Genomic DNA, 16,064 nt, shown 5'->3' on the forward strand with positions numbered 1-16,064 from the left:
CTCTCCCTTATTTTGTGAAGAGCCGAGAGGGGGGCTAAACACATCGGCCTCGTGAGAAACCGAGAAAGAGGGCGTGGCGATTGGATATTGTCCCGCGCCAGCATCATGACTCATAACGCCCCCAGAAAATCGGTAAGCGGGCTGGAGGCCTGGGCCTGCAGGGCGCGGGCGCCGAGACCGGCTTGATAGGCGCTGCGACCTGCAGTGCAGGCGAGTGCAAAGGCGCGGCCCATGGCGACCGGGTCGCCGCTCACCGCGATGGCGGTGTTGACCAGCACGGCGTCGGCACCCAGCTCAAAGGCGGCGGCGGCGTGGCTCGGCGCACCGATCCCCGCATCCACCACCACGGGCACATTGGCCTGCTCGACGATGATGGAGAGAAACTCCCGGGTCACCAGCCCCTGATTGGAACCGATGGGCGCACCGAGCGGCATCACGGCGGCGCAGCCCACCTCTTCCAGCCGCTTGCAGAGCACGGGGTCGGCGCCGCAGTAGGGCAGTACCACAAAGCCCTCTTTCACCAGCTGCTCGGCGGCTTTCAGCGTCTCGATGGGATCGGGCAAGAGATAACGGGGATCGGGGTGGATCTCCAGCTTGAGCCAGTTCGTCCCCAGCGCCTCGCGGGCAAGATGGGCGGCAAATACCGCCTCGGCGGCGGTCTTGGCGCCGGAGGTGTTGGGCAGCAGCTTGACCCCGAGTTTCAGGAGCGGGCTCAGGATATCGTCGTGGGCCTTGCCCGGTTCGAGCCGCTTGATGGCCATGGTGACCAGCTGGGAGCCGCTCGCCTCGATGGCGGCGGCCATCAGATCCGGGTGGGCAAACTTGCCGGTGCCGGTAAAGAGACGCGATGAGAAGGTGTGATCGGCAATCTTGAGCATGTCAGCCTCCCGCCACAGTGGTAAGAAGAGATGAAGTTCCACCGCAAGGCAGAACGCTCGAATATGGGACTGTGAGCATCATGGGTCAGCCTCCCGCAATGGCGGTGAAGAGGTGAAGTTCGTCCCCGTCATTGAGACGGGTCTCGGCCCAGCGGCCACGGGGCAGCACGGCGCCGTTGAGGGCCACCGCTACGCCCTGTGGATTAACGTCTTGCGCCGCCAGCAGGTCGGCCACGCTCTGCCCTGCCGCCAGCGGCTGGGCTTTATCGTTGAGTCGAATGGTGAGGGTCATGGGGTGATCTCCTTATCGTGTGTCGGGCATCGGCGCTGCCCGCAGACCGGGCAATCGGGGTCGGGGGCCAGAGTGAGGGTCTGCCACTGATGGGTCAGGGCATCGAAACGGCGCAATGTGCCAGCGACCGGGCTTGGCATCCCGAGCAGCAGTTTCAGTGCCTCCAGCGCCTGCAAAGAGCCCATCACCCCGACCAGCGGGCCGGTGACGCCGCTGGTCTCGCAGCTCTGACTGACTTTCGTATCCTGCGGATAGAGGCAGGCGTAGCAGGCGTGATCGCTGTTTACTCGTGCCATAAGCTGTCCCTGCCAGCCCACCGCGGCGGCGGAGATCCAGGGCTTGCCCTGAGCCACGCAGGCGGCGTTGATGGCCTGGCGGGTGGCGAGGTTGTCGCAGCAGTCGATCACCAGATCTACCTCGGCCACAAACTCCGGCAGGCTGGCGGCATCGAGCCGCTGGTTGATGGCAATCAGCTCCACCAGAGGGTTGTGGGCAGCCAAGCGCTCGCGGGCCAGCTCCGCCTTGGAGTGGTTGACTGCCTCGCTATCGAACAGGATCTGGCGCGGCAGATTGCTGGAATCCACCGTATCGCCATCGGCCAGCCACAAGGTGCCCACACCGGCGCCAGCCAAATAGAGGGCCAGCGGCGAGCCGAGCCCGCCGAGGCCGACGATCAGCACAGATTTATCCCTGAGCCGTGCCTGACCGGCCTCCCCCACTTCCGCCAGCATCAGCTGGCGGCCGTATCGCAAATACTCAGCATCAGAGAGCATGGGCCGCCTCCTGCATGTCGGTCATAAGCTGCGCCGAGCGCGGCTCATCCCCCACCCCCACGGCAGCGAGCAGCCGCTCGGTCGCCCCCTGCCAGTCGTCGCTGGCAGTGATAGCCGAGACCAGCGCGATACTGCCAACCCCACTCCCCTTGACCGCCGCCACCCGCTCCTCGCTGATGCCGCCGATGGCCACCGTCGGCCAGTCGCACATCAGGGCGCGGTAGCGGTGCAGCCGCACCAGCCCCTGCGGGCGCGAAGGCATCGCCTTGGTGTTGGTCGGGAAGATATGACCCAGCGCCATATAGGAGGGGGCCAGCTCGCGGGCCCGCATCAGCTCGAAGTAGCCGTGGGTTGAGATGCCAAGGCGCAGCCCGGCCGCCTGAATGGCGGCGAGATCGGCGGTCTCCATGTCCTCCTGCCCCAGATGCACGCCCCAGGCTCCCGCCTCGATGGCCTGCTGCCAGTAGTCGTTGATAAAGAGTCGTGCCCCATGGCGGCGACCGAGCGCTACCGCATCACGAATGGCCGGTGCTACCTCTGCGGCAGGCAGATTCTTGATCCGCAGCTGGATGGTTTTGACCCCCTGCCCCAGCAGGCGGCGCAGCCACTTGACCGAATCCACCACCGGATAGAGGCCGAGGTTGTGTTCGGTCGGCGCGAAGGGGCCATCCGGCAGGCGGGCGCTGCCTGTCTGATAAAGTCCGAAGCGGCGATCGAGGGTTGATCCCGCCAACACGGCGCGGGGGAAGTGGGCAAGATCGGCTGGCCAGCCGAGATGGGCGATGGGGCCCGGGCCTGCCCCCACCCCCTGCGCCGCCGCCAACCCCTGTTGCAGGTAGGCACGCGCCAGGGTGATGGCGTCCTCCACCGGATAATCCTGCGCCACCACGGCGGCGATGGCGCTGGCGTAACAGCAACCGGTGCCGTGGCCGTGGCGGGTATCGAGGCGCGGCGCCGCCAGCCAGAATTCGCGGGTCTCATCCTGGTAGTAGTCGAGGCAGAGATCGCCGCTCCAGCCCAGATGGCCACCCTTGACCAGCACGGCACGGGCGCCGAATTCGCGCAGCTGCCGGGCGGCGAAGCGCACCAACACAGGGCTGGTCGCGGGAATGCCGGTCAGGGCTTCCAGCTCGGGGCCGTTGGGGGTGATGAGCGACAAACGTGGCAACAGCTGCTCACGCACCGCCTCCAGCATATTGGGCTCCGCCATCGGGGTGCCGGTGCTGGCGATGGCCACCGGGTCGTAGACCACGAAGGGGGCCGGAGTGGCCGCCAGTCGGCGGGCCAGCACCTCGACGTGAAGCCGGGTCGGCAGCAGGCCAATCTTGATGGCGGCGGGCGGCAGATCGACACCGAGGGCGTCGATCTGGGCGGTGAAGGTCTGCATCAGCACGGGGTCGACCATCTTCACCGCCACCGAGTTCTGGGCGGTAATGGCGGAGATGACCGAGCAGCCGTGCACGCCGAGGTCGTGCAATGTGTGCAAGTCGGCCTGAATACCGGCGCCACCGCCGGAGTCGGAACCGGCGATGGTCCAGACCACAGGGCGAGAGTCGGTCACAGGTGGCAGGTCGGCGGGGCTGACAGCCCCGCTTGCGCTGCTCACGCCTCCTCCCCTGCGGCCTGTTTCAGCGCCGCCGCCTGATGGTAGATCTCGCCACCGGTCTCCTTGAAGGTTTCGGCCATGCGGGCCATGCCGCTCTCCACCTCGGCCACCACCTGCTCCTGCTGGCCATCCATACCGACCAGCTTGATCTCAACGGCCTCCAGCTTTGCGGCATAGTCACGCACATCCTGAGTGATCTTCATGGAGCAGAATTTGGGCCCGCACATGGAGCAGAAGTGGGCCACCTTGCCGGACTCCTGCGGCAGGGTTTCGTCGTGGTAGGCGCGAGCGGTGTCGGGATCCAGCGCCAGATTGAACTGATCCTCCCAGCGGAACTCGAAGCGCGCCTTGGACATGGCGTTGTCGCGGATCTGGGCACCCGGATGCCCCTTGGCCAGATCGGCGGCGTGAGCGGCGATCTTGTAGGTAATCAGCCCCTGCTTCACGTCTTCCTTGTTGGGCAGCCCCAGATGCTCCTTGGGGGTGACGTAGCAGAGCATGGCGCAGCCGTACCAGCCGATGAGCGCGGCGCCGATGCCGGAGGTGAAGTGGTCGTACCCCGGCGCGATGTCGGTGGTGAGCGGGCCCAGCGTATAGAAAGGAGCCTCGTGGCAGTGCTCCAGCTGCTCGGTCATGTTGCGCTCGATCATGTGCATCGGCACGTGACCCGGCCCCTCGATCATCACCTGCACGTCGTACTCCCACGCAATCTTGGTGAGCTCGCCCAGGGTGCGCAGCTCGGCGAACTGGGCCTCGTCATTGGCGTCATAGACGGAGCCCGGACGCAGACCATCGCCCAGCGACAGGGCCACGTCATAGGCGGCGCAGATCTCGCAGATTTCGCGAAAGTGCTGGTAAAGGAAGTTCTCCTTGTGGTGGGAGAGGCACCACTTGGCCATGATGCTGCCACCGCGCGAGACGATGCCGGTGAGGCGCTTGGCGGTCATCGGCACGAAGCGTAGCAAGACGCCGGCGTGGATGGTGAAGTAGTCCACCCCCTGCTCGGCCTGCTCCAGCAGGGTGTCGCGGAACAGCTCCCAGGTGAGCTCTTCGGCGATGCCGTTGGTCTTTTCCAGCGCCTGATAGATGGGCACGGTACCGATGGGCACCGGGCTGTTGCGCAGGATCCACTCGCGGGTCTCGTGGATGTAGCGGCCGGTGGAGAGATCCATCACGGTGTCGGCGCCCCAGCGGGTGGACCAGACCAGCTTCTCTACCTCCTCTTCGATGCTGGAGGTGACCGCCGAGTTGCCGATGTTGGCGTTGATCTTCACCAGAAAATTGCGGCCGATGATCATCGGCTCCGCTTCCGGGTGGTTGATATTGCTGGGGATGATGGCGCGACCGGCGGCCACCTCATCGCGCACAAATTCGGGGGTGATGTTCTGGGGCAAACGGGCACCAAAATCGCGGCCCGGATGCTGGGTACGCAAGAGCTCTGAGCGCACCCGCTCGCGCCCCATGTTCTCGCGAATGGCGATAAATTCCATCTCGGGAGTGACGATGCCGGCGCGGGCGTAGTGCAGTTGGGTGACCCGGCAGCCCGGCTTGGCGCGGCGCGGCTTGGGCAGATGTTCGAAGCGCAGGTGATCCAGCCCTTCGTCGGCCAGACGCTCCTGAGTGAAGGTAGAGCTGAGTCCCGGCAGTTCGTCGGTATCATCGCGCTCCAGCACCCAGTTTTCCCGCAGGCGCGGCAGGCCGCGGCGCACGTCGATGGCGACCCCCTCCTCCCCGTAACGGCCAGAAGTGTCGTAGACCGGGATCGGTTCGTTGGGTTCGAACTTGGGATCTTCTTTGGTGCCGCCGACGAAGGTGTCGGCCAGCTGGATCTCCCGCAGGGGAACTCGAATATCGGGGCGGGAGCCTTCGATAAAAATGCGACGGGAGTTGGGATGAGCCATCCCCTTGAGGCTGTCGATAAAGGCCTGAGCGCTGGAGCGCTGCTCGCGGCGGCTGGATTTGGTGGTATCAGATACGGAAGTAGACATAGCAAAACTCACATTAACTGGTTGAAGTTATGGGTATTTGCTTGTCTGGAGTTCGAGGAGAAGATGAACTTGCGGCGGGGTGTTTATCTCGGGAGGGAGTGCGCGCGGGATGGATCTCCGCGCTGCTGTTCTGCCGCTTCCCGCTCTCTGCATGCTGTGGGCAAGGCGCCCCACGTGCTGGACAACCGGACGGGACAGACTCCCTCCTGTGCGCCCTGACCCATCAAGGGTGAGCCCTTTGATGAGCGGAAGAGGCTTGTTCCTCCTCCGGCGCGGTAACCCGCAAGTTACCCTTGTTCCCTTCGCAGGTTTTAACCTGATCAGGTTCCACGGATCCCGAATTAACGGTCTCAGCTTCGCGTCGTTCGACGGTCAGCACTCCGACAAGATGGCGCCAGTATAAGGGGGAAAATTTAAAGCACAAGCCGTTAACAATCTGGCCAACACGCCTCTTTCAACAAATGAGTGAACAATGCCTCGCTCACGGGGCCACCCCAAACAGAGGTCAAACCTGCGTTGGCATCACCTTGGCACGCCATAGCTTCCTGTTGTGATCATTCAGGGACAAGAGGAGAAAAAGAGGGAAAATCGAGGGGCGCAGGGCAAACAGAAACAGGCCCCTATGAAAGGGGCCTGCGAGTGAGGTTATTGAACCGGCACTATGGTCAGGGATACATTGCCAAACCCTTCGTTGGCAAGGGCCTCGCTGTCCAGATCCACACCGGTAAGCGCCACCTCATCGGCAGAGGCACTGCGCAGCTGGGCAGCCTTCGCGGAACGGGTCTGGGGCTGACCGATTTCGATATCACCGGCAAACTGGCTCTCGGCATAGAAGTCACCGGTCACCGCCGAACGGATCGGGCGCAGCACACGACCCAGGTTATTCTGCATGGTCGACAAACCATACTCGCTGATGGTCCAGTTCCAGTCCCACCACTTCACTTCACCCGGGATATAACGCTTGTCCCACTGGTAGCGGATGCTGCTCGCCTTGTCGCGGAACCGGCCGACGGCAAAGGTGTGCTCCCAGGTGGGGCGATTCTCCGGATGGGTATACCAGGCATTGCCGCCCCAACGCAGGAAGCCCTTCATGGTCAGGTCATAATTGACCTCGGCCTTGAACTCGTAGGGGTAGGAGATGTTGGACTTGTATAGGGCAACCCGCACCGGCAGGCTGGAGTGAGGCGGCACCGTGGGGCGTGCTTCAACCGAGACGGTCTCGGTCGTCGAGCCCCCTTTCTGGGAGGCCCAGCTCTGGCTCGCAGCGATCTCGATGGCCAGTTCGGTTTCCCCCACCAACGGCCACTGAAACTTGTTCTTGGTGGTCACCTTCTCGCTCAGGCTGTAGGTGTCGGTCTTCGACCAGTTGGTGGCCTTGTCGTACTTCAGGGTCACCACCACCTGCTGGGGCAGGTCGGTGTAGTTGGTCGCATTGGCCGTGATGGTCTTGACCAGCTGCTTTCCGCTCTCGGTGACCTGACCATGGCTGAAGGAGTCGGGTTCCAGGGTATATGAGAAGTTGCTTACCTTGATGGAACTCTTCTCCCCACAACGATATCCGGAGCAGCCGCCGTCATTATTTCCCTTTATCAACCAGCCATCGCCAACCCGGGTAACATCCATATCTTCCCCGACATAGGGGCTATGATTTCCACCCACCCAGGCGTATCCCAAATAATGAGCGAGATAACTGACCGGCTTGATAAAATAATCATTGTCGTGGACAAGACGCCATTGCACATCGACCTCATCACCTGCCGGAATATTCCAGTCAGAGAGTGTTGGTATTTCTCCGGAAACCGGTGAGTTGGGATAACACCAGGTTTCTCCGGCAGTGCCCTGTTTGATTTCGCCATTATATCCCGGCCCCATAATCACCCAGCGATCCGCCAGCCCGGTGATCTGCCACTGCCCCATGCGGCTGACCAGATTACCCTTGATACTCATGGCTTCATCGCGGGTCAGAGGACGGTAACCACTGGCACAGACGCCCGTGCCAAGGCCCGCCCACTTGACCTGATCAGGGTAGACAGGTTCAGCCGCCTGCACCTGAGCGAGCATCAATGAAGACGCCAAAAGCGCCAGATTGGCGGTAATTATTCTATTCATCATTTATCCCTCTTTCAGACATACGATAATTGTTATTGTGTAGAAATATCCTTTTTCATTTGACAGGTATGGACTCCGACAAAACCTGACACAAATAAAATAAACCACCAAAAAACATCCATGACAAACAAAATAATGGTGGTATAAGAAAATAATTAGAGTGATGACTTTATTGAGGAATAAATCATAAATATTGTGGCAGCCATTATTTAATGGCTGCCACAATATGGTGAAACCATATTAAATAAGAAGATGCTGAATTACTCTTCCGGATTGATCACTTCAATTCCCTGCAATATTCCATCCGCCGAACGGATCAATACCAGCTCGCTCCCGGCATGCAGATCGGCGGCCGAACCGTTGACCCAGCGCACCTGCGGATTGAGTGGCACAGTGCCCAGGGTGGCCAGGGTGAGCTGCCGGTCATCGAAGGATTGCAGGCGATCTTGCGCCCGCTGCCAGGGCTGATTGGCCAGCGGGGCTCTGGCGGCCAGCAGCTCAATCCGGGTGGCAACGCCATCGGCCACCAGCAGGGCGAGCTGGTCGCCGGGTTTGAGTGGCTGCGGCCAAATCTCCCCCTGCCGCCAGATGGCGGCACTGCCCTGCTCCACCTCGGCCCCCTGAAATTGCAGGCGGATGCCGTCGCTGTGCTCCAGCTCCACCAGCCACAATTCGTCGGCTCCCGCCTGCGCCGCCCAGAGCGGTACACCCAGCATCCATGCACACCACTTTCTCGATTGTTCCATCTTCGTTCGTCCCTGAACAAAAAGCCCATGCTGGACAAGCATGGGCTTCATTCGGGAGCATTTCTAATCGGAACGCAGAGATCGGATCAGTCATCCTCGCGGCAGCGGCTCAGGCGCATGCCGTCAAACTTGCACTCCAGCTCGAGCCAGCGCCCTTCGAACGGCGCCAGACTGTTGTCAGAGGTGGTGTAGCCCCAGATCCGCCCCCCTTCGACCGGCCCCTCCAGATCCATCTCGTCCTTGTCATCTTCGTCGAGGGCTTCGACCTTGCGCACATAGCGCACGCCGTTCTCCACCACCCCCTTCATCTCGACCCAGGTACCGCCGAGATCATCCTCGTTGAGCCAATCCTTGAAGCGGGTCTGGTCGTCGATCACGAACGGCATGCCGTTGACCATCAACTGGCCAAGCTGCCAGGTGGTGCGGCCGGTCAGTTTGAATTCGGTCGCCTGTGCGGTGCCAAGTGGCAACAAGATCAGCAACAGGAGGGCGCAGAGAGACTTCTTCATCAGGGATCCTCGGGGTTACACTGGCAAACAGGATGCCGAATCCGGTGTGAAAAGAGCGTGAAACGCTCACCAACCAGGAGAGCAAAGCATGAAGATTTTGGTAGTGGAAGACAATCCTCAGGTGGCGGAAACCATCATGGATTATCTGGAGCTGGCCGGTCACCGCCTCGATTGTGCCTATCACGGTCAGGCGGCGCTGCAACTGCTGGAGGAGCAGCGTTTCGACGTCATCATCATGGATGTGATGATGCCGCGCCTCGATGGTCTCAGCACGGTGGCGCGCCTGCGCGAGCAGGGGATTGCCACTCCCGTGCTGTTTCTCACCGCCCGCGACAGCCTGGAGGACAAGCTGGCGGGCTTCAAGGCCGGTGGCGACGACTATCTGGTCAAGCCGTTCGCCATGGAGGAGCTGGAGGTACGGCTGCAAGCCCTGAGCCTGCGCGGTCCGCGCGGCGATGTGGGGGCCATCAGCTTTGGCGATCTGACGGTCGATGTCGCCAGCGGCCGCGCCACCCGCGCCGGTGAGCCCCTCAAACTCGGCAAGATCCCGTTCCAAATCCTCGCCCTGCTGGCCCGCCGCGCCCCCGCCATCGTCAGCCGTCAGGAGGTGCTCGACACCGTCTGGGGGGATGAGGAGCCCGACTCCGATGCCCTGCGCAGCCATATCTACGCCCTGCGCAACGCGCTCGACAAGCCCTTCCCCACTCCCATGCTGGAGACCCTGCACGGTCAGGGCTATCGACTGGTGAGCGCATGAGCCTGCCGAGCCTGCGCCGCCGCCTGATCATGGCGCTCGGCGGCGCCGGGGTGGTGCTGCTGATCCTGCTCTCCGGCCTGATGCTGGTGGCCGAGGACAAGATGGAGGAGCTGAGCCTGCGCCACTGGCTGGAAGCCGAAGTGACCCGCTACAGCGATGACTGGCTGCGACTCGGCCCGGCGGCGGCGGCTCCGAGCCCCAGACAGTTCTCCAGCTACTGGACCGAGGCGGGCCGCTTGCCGAAATGGCTGAAGCCCTACCAGACCCCCGGCTTTTTCGAGCACCAGCTGGGCAAGGAGGACAAACACTTTCTGGTGGCCCGTCACCCCTCCGGCGAGGGACTGCTCTATCTGGTGTTCAACGACGACGCCGACGACTACCTCGACCCCTACGAGGACAAGCTGCATCTGGCGACCCGGCTGATCGGGGTGACCCTACTGCTGGGCTGCCTCGGCTTCGGTATCTGGCTGGTACGCCATATCACAGGGCCGCTGCAACGGCTGCAACAGAGGGTTGCCCACCTCACCCCGGATCAGGCGGATTTCGAACCCGACGCCCCCTGGCAGGAGCTGCGGGATATCGAGCTGGCGCTGCTGGCCGGCAAGCAGGAGGTGAGCGCAGTGTTCGCTCGCGAGCAGGAGTTCAGCCGCTTCGCCAGCCACGAACTGCGCACCCCCAACATGGTGATCCAGGGCTCGGCGGCCCTGCTTGGCAAGGTGACGGACTTGCCCGCACCGGCCGCCCGCGCCACCACCCGCATCCGTGCCGCCGCCGACGAGATGGCGCTGCTCACCGAGACCTTCCTGCTGCTGGGCCGCAAGGAGGCAGTGGAGCGACCGCTGCAACAGGTGACCCCGCTGATCCGTCAGGAGCTGGCCCGCCTCGCCCCGCTGCTGCAGCGGGAGGCCCTCGATATCCGGCTTAATCTGGACGAGAGCAGCGAAGTAAACGCCCCCCTCTCCCTGCTCGCCATCGCCCTCGGCAACCTGCTGAAAAATGCCCTGAGCTATGCCGAGGGACATATCGACATCGAGCTGTGTGGCCCGGTGCTCACCATCAGCAATCCGACGGCAGCGGCGCCGGATCAGATCCTCGGCTACGGCTGTGGCCTCACCATCATTCAGCGCATCTGCGAGAAACTCGGTTGGAAGATCGATACCCGGCTGAAGGATGGCGTATTTAGCGCCCGGCTGGCGATGATCACCAGCGAACCCACGAAGACATAGCCCCCTCATCCCTGGCCCTTCCCCCCGTCTATTCAAATATAGTGGGAGAAAGGAGACAACAGACACTCCCCGGCAAGACCGCTACCCACCAGCCAGATAGCAACAAGGCGCCCGAGGGCGCCCTGTTTCTATCTGACAGATGCAAGCCTGAGGCTCACTCCGCCGGTTTGTTCTTGCGGCTCGCCTTGAGTTCGAGGAACTCGATGATCTTGCCGGCCACATCCTTGCCGGAGGCGGCTTCCACCCCTTGCAGGCCGGGAGAGGAGTTGACCTCCAGCACCAGCGGGCCACGGGCGCTACGCAGGATATCCACCCCCGCCACATCCAGCCCCATGATCTTGGCGGCCTGTACCGCGGTCGCGCGCTCTTCCGGAGTGATCTTGATCGCCTCGGCGGTACCGCCACGGTGCAGGTTGGAGCGAAACTCTCCCGGCTGGGCCTGACGGCGCATGGCGGCAACTACCTTACCGTTGACCACCAGACAGCGGATATCGGCGCCATTGGCCTCGCGGATATACTCCTGCACCAGAATGTTGTTGTTGGTCTGGATAAAGGCCTCGATCACACTCTCGGCGGCTTTCTGGGTCTCGCAGAGCACAACGCCAATCCCCTGAGTTCCCTCCAGCAGCTTCACCACCAGCGGCGCCCCGCCCACCATGGTGATGAGGTCGGGCACGTCGTGGGTGCTGTGGGCATAGCCGGTGATGGGCAGGCCGATGCCGTGGCGGGAGAGCAGTTGCATCGCCCGCAGCTTGTCGCGGGAACGGCTGATGGCCACCGAGCTGTTGAGGGCCATGGTGTTCATCATCTCGAACTGGCGCAGCACGGCTGTGCCGTAAGCGGTAATGCTGGCCCCGATCCGCGGGATCACGGCGTCATAACTTCCCAGCTCCCCACCCTCGTAGTGAATGGAGGGGTTGTGGGAAGCGATATTCATATAGCAGCGCAGGGTGTCGAGCACCTCTACCTGATGACCGCGCGCCTGTGCCACCTCGACCAGACGGCGGGTGGAGTAGTTTTTCGGCTCACGGGATAAAATGGCGATCTTCATGACAATTCCGCTAGAAGGCTGTGCCTGGGCAGGATGGGGCGGGAGAGTATAAGGTGCCACAGCGCCAAGACAACGCCAATTGTTTATCCTGACAACAAGACAAACCACGCCAAACCGCACTCTACCCTGTCACTGTGACCAACAGGTTAAACGGCGGCTCTGCGCAGGTTGTTCAACCCGTGCAAGGATGCCGCCGTTTCTCGTTAAAGATCAACCGATGTCACGCGGAAATCAGTTCAGGTTTGGCCCCAACCAGCGCTCGGCCTCTGCCAGCGTCATCCCCTTGCGAACAGCGTAATCTTCCACCTGATCGTGCTGGATCTGCGCCACTGCGAAGTATTTGCTCTCGGGATGAGAGAAGTACCAGCCGGACACGGCAGCCCCCGGCCACATGGCGTAGGATTCGGTGAGCTGCATGCCAATGGCCTGCTCGACATCCAGCAACTCCCAGATGCTCCCCTTCTCGGTGTGCTCCGGGCAGGCCGGATAACCGGGGGCCGGGCGGATACCCTGATAGTTCTCGCGGATCAACTCCTCGTTGCTGAGGGCCTCGTCGGGAGCATAACCCCAATGAACCTTGCGCACCTGCTCGTGCAGATACTCGGCAAAGGCTTCGGCTAGACGGTCGCACACCGCCTGAATGAGGATGGCGTTGTAGTCATCGTGCTGCGCCTTGTAGGCCTTGGCGATGGCCTCCTCACCGATGCCGCCGGTCACCGCGAAGGCGCCGATCCAGTCGGGCTTGCCGCTCTCTTTCGGCGCCACATAGTCCGCCAGACAGTAGTTGGGGAAGCCCTGCTTCTCGCTCTGCTGGCGCAGGTGGTGCAGCACCTTGATGACCTCGGTGCGCGACTCGTCGCTGTAGACCTCGATGCTGTCCCCTACCGCGTTGGCCGGGAACAGGCCGATCACCCCGGCGCAGCGCACGCTCTGATCCTTTTCCAGCTGGTCCAGCATGGCGTTGGCGTCGGCAAACAGCTTGGTCGCCTCCTCGCCGATGATCTCGTCCTCGAGGATGCGCGGGAATTTGCCCGCCAGCTCCCAGCTGAGGAAGAACGGCGTCCAGTCGATGTAGGGGCGCAGCACCGAAATGGCCACATTTTCGAATTTCTGCACCCCGAGCTCGCGGGGCTTCGGCGGCTGGTAGCCAACCCAGTCCAGCTGGTGCCGGTTGGCGCGGGCATGAGCCAGACTGACCGGACGGGAGCGCGGCTGCTTGCGGGCATGCTGATCCCGGGCGATCTCGTACTCCTTGTCGATGCGGGCGACAAACGCCTCCTTCAGATCCGGGCTGAGCAGGCTCTGGGCCACCCCCACCGCGCGGGAGGCGTTGGAGACATAGACCACAGGCTCCGAGTAGTTCTGCTCGATCTTCACCGCAGTGTGGGCCTTGGAGGTGGTGGCACCGCCGATCAACAGCGGCAGCTTGAAGCCCTGACGCTCCATCTCCTTGGCCACGTGCACCATCTCGTCCAGCGACGGGGTGATGAGACCCGACAACCCGATGATATCGGCGCCGACCTCACGCGCCGTCTTGAGAATCGTCTCGCAGGAGACCATGACCCCGAGGTCGACAATCTCGAAGTTGTTGCACTGCAGCACCACCCCGACGATGTTCTTGCCGATGTCGTGCACATCCCCTTTCACGGTCGCCAGCACGATTTTGCCGTTGCTGGAGCCGCCCGATTTTTCCGCCTCGATATAGGGCTGCAGATAGGCCACCGCCCGCTTCATCACCCGCGCCGATTTCACCACCTGCGGCAGGAACATCTTGCCGGCGCCGAACAGATCGCCGACCACGTTCATGCCATCCATCAACGGCCCTTCGATGACGTGCAGCGGCTTCTCGGCGCCAGCGCGTGCCTCTTCGGTATCCTCTTCGATAAAGTCGGTGATCCCCTTGACCAGCGCGTGCTCCAGCCGCTTGCCCACAAGCCAGCTACGCCACTCCTGATCCCGCGGATCCTCAGCCTGAGCGCCGGCACCGCGATACTTCTCGGCGATGGCCAGCAGCGCCTCGGTGGCGTTGTCATTGAGGTTGAGCACCACCGCCTCGACCTTCTCTTTCAGCTCCGCCGGAATGTCTTCATAGATGGCGAGCTGACCGGCATTGACGATCCCCATGTCCATGCCGTTCTTGATGGCGTGGTAGAGGAAGACGGCGTGAATGGCTTCGCGCACCGGCTCGTTGCCGCGAAACGAAAACGAGACGTTGGAGACGCCGCCGGAGATCATGGCGTGGGGCAGGTGCGTCTTGATGTCCTTCACCGCCTCGATGAAGTCCACCGCGTAGTTGTTGTGCTCATCGATGCCGGTCGCCACCGCGAAGATGTTGGGGTCGAAGATGATGTCTTCCGGCGGGAAACCGACCTGATCCACCAGGATCCGGTAGGCACGCTGGCAGATCTCGAACTTGCGGGCGCGGGTATCGGCCTGACCCGCTTCATCGAACGCCATCACGATGACGGCTGCGCCGTAGCGGCGCAGCAGTTTCGCCTGCTGAATGAACTTCTCCTCCCCCTCTTTCATGGAGATGGAGTTGACCACCGGCTTGCCCTGCACGCACTTGAGGCCCGCTTCCAGCACCTCCCACTTGGAGGAGTCGATCATCACAGGCACCCGGGCGATATCCGGCTCACCGGCGATGAGGTTCAGGAAGCGCACCATGGCCGCTTCGGCGTCCAGCATCCCCTCGTCCATGTTGATATCGATGATCTGGGCGCCGTTCTCCACCTGCTGTTTGGCAACATCGAGCGCCTCGTCGTAGAGCCCCTCCTTGATCAGCCGCTTGAACTTGGCCGAACCGGTAACGTTGGTGCGCTCCCCTACGTTCACGAACATGGATTCAGGGGTAATGATCAGCGGCTCGAGGCCCGACAGGCGGCAGGCCACCGGCAGCTCGGGCAGCACGCGCGGCTTGATACCCGCCACGGCATCGGCCATGGCGCGAATGTGAGTCGGGGTGGTGCCGCAGCAACCGCCGACCATGTTGAGGAAGCCGCTTTGGGCCCACTCGCGGATATGCTCAGCCATCTCACCCGCATCGAGATCGTACTCGCCAAACGCATTGGGCAGACCGGCGTTGGGGTGGGCACTGACGCAGGATTCGCTGATGCGAGACAACTCCTCCACATACTGGCGCAGCTCGTCCGGCCCCAACGCACAGTTGAGACCGAACGACACCGGTTTGACGTGGCGCAGCGAGTGGTAGAAGGCTTCGGTGGTCTGGCCGGAGAGGGTTCGGCCGGAGGCATCGGTAATGGTGCCGGAGATCATCACCGGCAGGCTGTAGCCCAGCGCCTCGAACACCCCTTCCACCGCGAAGGCGGCGGCCTTGGCGTTGAGGGTATCAAAGATGGTCTCGATCAGAATGATGTCAGCGCCGCCCTCAATCAGGGCGTGGGTCGATTCGGTGTAGGCCGCCACCAGCTGGTCATAGGTGACGTTGCGCTTGCCGGGATCGTTCACATCCGGCGAGATGGAGGCAGTGCGGTTGGTGGGGCCCAACACCCCTGCGACGAAACGCGGCTTGGCGGGATCTTTTGCCGTCCACTCGTCGGCCACGGCGCGGGCCAGACGGGCGGCTTCCCGGTTGATCTCGGCCGAGAATTCTTCCATCTCGTAATCGGCCATGGCGATGCGAGTGGCGTTGAAGGTGTTGGTCTCGAGAATGTCGGCCCCGGCAGCGCAATACTGCTCGTGGATCTCGCGGATCACCGCCGGACGGGTCAGCACCAGCAGATCGTTGTTGCCCTTGATGTCGGTATGCCAGTCGGCAAACCGCTCACCCCGATAATCCGCCTCCCCCAGCTTGTAGCCCTGGATCATGGTGCCCATGGCCCCGTCGATGATCAGGATCCGCTCCCTGAGGCAGGCTTCCAGCTTCTTTGTTACGTCCGACTGCTTGCTCGGCTCTCTGCTCGACATTACGTTCGACACCGCGTGTTCCTCTTACATCCATGCAACTGCGTAAATAGCATCCTAACAGCAAACAAATAAAATGGAAATCTAGCCGTCTATCAGTCCAAATGCGCCACCATATACTCATTTATGGGTAATGAGTAACATAGGGCCCGAGAGTAACCTATGCCCGTCCTGCATAGGGATACGTGCTTGCTGTCTACCAACG

12 protein-coding genes and 1 riboswitch are annotated in these 16,064 nt (G+C 62.3%); of the genes, 2 read left to right on the forward strand and 10 right to left on the reverse strand.

The window, feature by feature from the left end; all coding sequences use genetic code 11:
- Positions 1-110: 110 nt before the first annotated feature.
- The 8 genes from AB5Y85_RS06470 to AB5Y85_RS06505 all read right to left on the reverse strand — a co-directional run bounded on the left by AB5Y85_RS06470 (position 111) and on the right by AB5Y85_RS06505 (position 8,901).
- Positions 111-878: a thiazole synthase gene (locus AB5Y85_RS06470; protein ID WP_257687234.1), complete on the reverse strand. Its 768-nt coding sequence runs from the start codon at positions 876-878 to the stop codon at positions 111-113.
- Between the two features lie 85 nt (positions 879-963).
- Positions 964-1,170 carry a sulfur carrier protein ThiS gene (gene thiS, locus AB5Y85_RS06475; protein WP_005357774.1) on the reverse strand — a complete coding sequence of 69 codons (207 nt, stop codon included), beginning with the start codon at positions 1,168-1,170 and terminating at the stop codon, positions 964-966.
- The gene (locus AB5Y85_RS06480; protein ID WP_257687235.1) at positions 1,167-1,943 is read right to left on the reverse strand and encodes a HesA/MoeB/ThiF family protein; all 777 of its coding nucleotides are present in this window, start codon (positions 1,941-1,943) and stop codon (positions 1,167-1,169) included. The genes thiS and AB5Y85_RS06480 overlap by 4 nt, the downstream gene beginning before the upstream one ends.
- The gene (thiE, locus tag AB5Y85_RS06485) at positions 1,933-3,549 is read right to left on the reverse strand and encodes a thiamine phosphate synthase (protein WP_257687236.1); all 1,617 of its coding nucleotides are present in this window, start codon (positions 3,547-3,549) and stop codon (positions 1,933-1,935) included. Before thiE ends, AB5Y85_RS06480 begins: the two co-directional genes overlap by 11 nt.
- Positions 3,546-5,537 (reverse strand): phosphomethylpyrimidine synthase ThiC, encoded by a 1,992-nt coding sequence (gene thiC / locus AB5Y85_RS06490; protein WP_307772283.1) that lies wholly within the window; start codon positions 5,535-5,537, stop codon positions 3,546-3,548. The genes thiE and thiC overlap by 4 nt, the downstream gene beginning before the upstream one ends.
- A 280-nt stretch (positions 5,538-5,817) precedes the next feature.
- A riboswitch (TPP riboswitch) is annotated at positions 5,818-5,930 on the reverse strand.
- A 252-nt stretch (positions 5,931-6,182) separates the two neighbouring features.
- Positions 6,183-7,646 carry an aerolysin AerA gene (gene aerA / locus AB5Y85_RS06495; RefSeq protein WP_257687264.1) on the reverse strand — a complete coding sequence of 488 codons (1,464 nt, stop codon included), beginning with the start codon at positions 7,644-7,646 and terminating at the stop codon, positions 6,183-6,185.
- A gap of 260 nt (positions 7,647-7,906) precedes the next feature.
- A complete protein-coding gene (locus AB5Y85_RS06500; RefSeq protein ID WP_115523095.1) occupies positions 7,907-8,392 on the reverse strand; it encodes a hypothetical protein in 486 nt (161 codons plus the stop codon).
- A gap of 86 nt (positions 8,393-8,478) precedes the next feature.
- A complete protein-coding gene (locus AB5Y85_RS06505; RefSeq protein ID WP_005340092.1) occupies positions 8,479-8,901 on the reverse strand; it encodes a hypothetical protein in 423 nt (140 codons plus the stop codon).
- A gap of 88 nt (positions 8,902-8,989) precedes the next feature.
- Between AB5Y85_RS06505 and AB5Y85_RS06510 the strand changes: the two genes are divergently transcribed.
- Both AB5Y85_RS06510 and AB5Y85_RS06515 read left to right on the forward strand, forming a co-directional pair.
- Positions 8,990-9,658 carry a response regulator transcription factor gene (locus AB5Y85_RS06510; protein WP_019446511.1) on the forward strand — a complete coding sequence of 223 codons (669 nt, stop codon included), beginning with the start codon at positions 8,990-8,992 and terminating at the stop codon, positions 9,656-9,658.
- Complete coding sequence (locus tag AB5Y85_RS06515) at positions 9,655-10,884, forward strand: HAMP domain-containing sensor histidine kinase (RefSeq protein ID WP_257687237.1); 1,230 nt, start codon at positions 9,655-9,657, stop codon at positions 10,882-10,884. Before AB5Y85_RS06510 ends, AB5Y85_RS06515 begins: the two co-directional genes overlap by 4 nt.
- Before the next feature lie 154 nt (positions 10,885-11,038).
- On the opposite strand, the gene rimK is transcribed toward AB5Y85_RS06515, so the two are convergent.
- Together rimK and metH are read right to left on the reverse strand one after the other, a co-directional pair.
- On the reverse strand, positions 11,039-11,935 hold the full coding sequence (gene rimK, locus AB5Y85_RS06520) for a 30S ribosomal protein S6--L-glutamate ligase (protein ID WP_005340088.1): 897 nt from the start codon (positions 11,933-11,935) through the stop codon (positions 11,039-11,041).
- Positions 11,936-12,166: 231 nt separating this feature from the next.
- Positions 12,167-15,862, reverse strand: coding sequence for a methionine synthase (gene metH, locus AB5Y85_RS06525; RefSeq protein WP_257687265.1), 3,696 nt, complete (start codon positions 15,860-15,862; stop codon positions 12,167-12,169).
- Between the last annotated feature and the right edge of the window lie 202 nt (positions 15,863-16,064).

Source organism: Aeromonas sp. R3-1 (genome assembly GCF_040908345.1).
Classification (GTDB): domain Bacteria; phylum Pseudomonadota; class Gammaproteobacteria; order Enterobacterales; family Aeromonadaceae; genus Aeromonas; species Aeromonas veronii.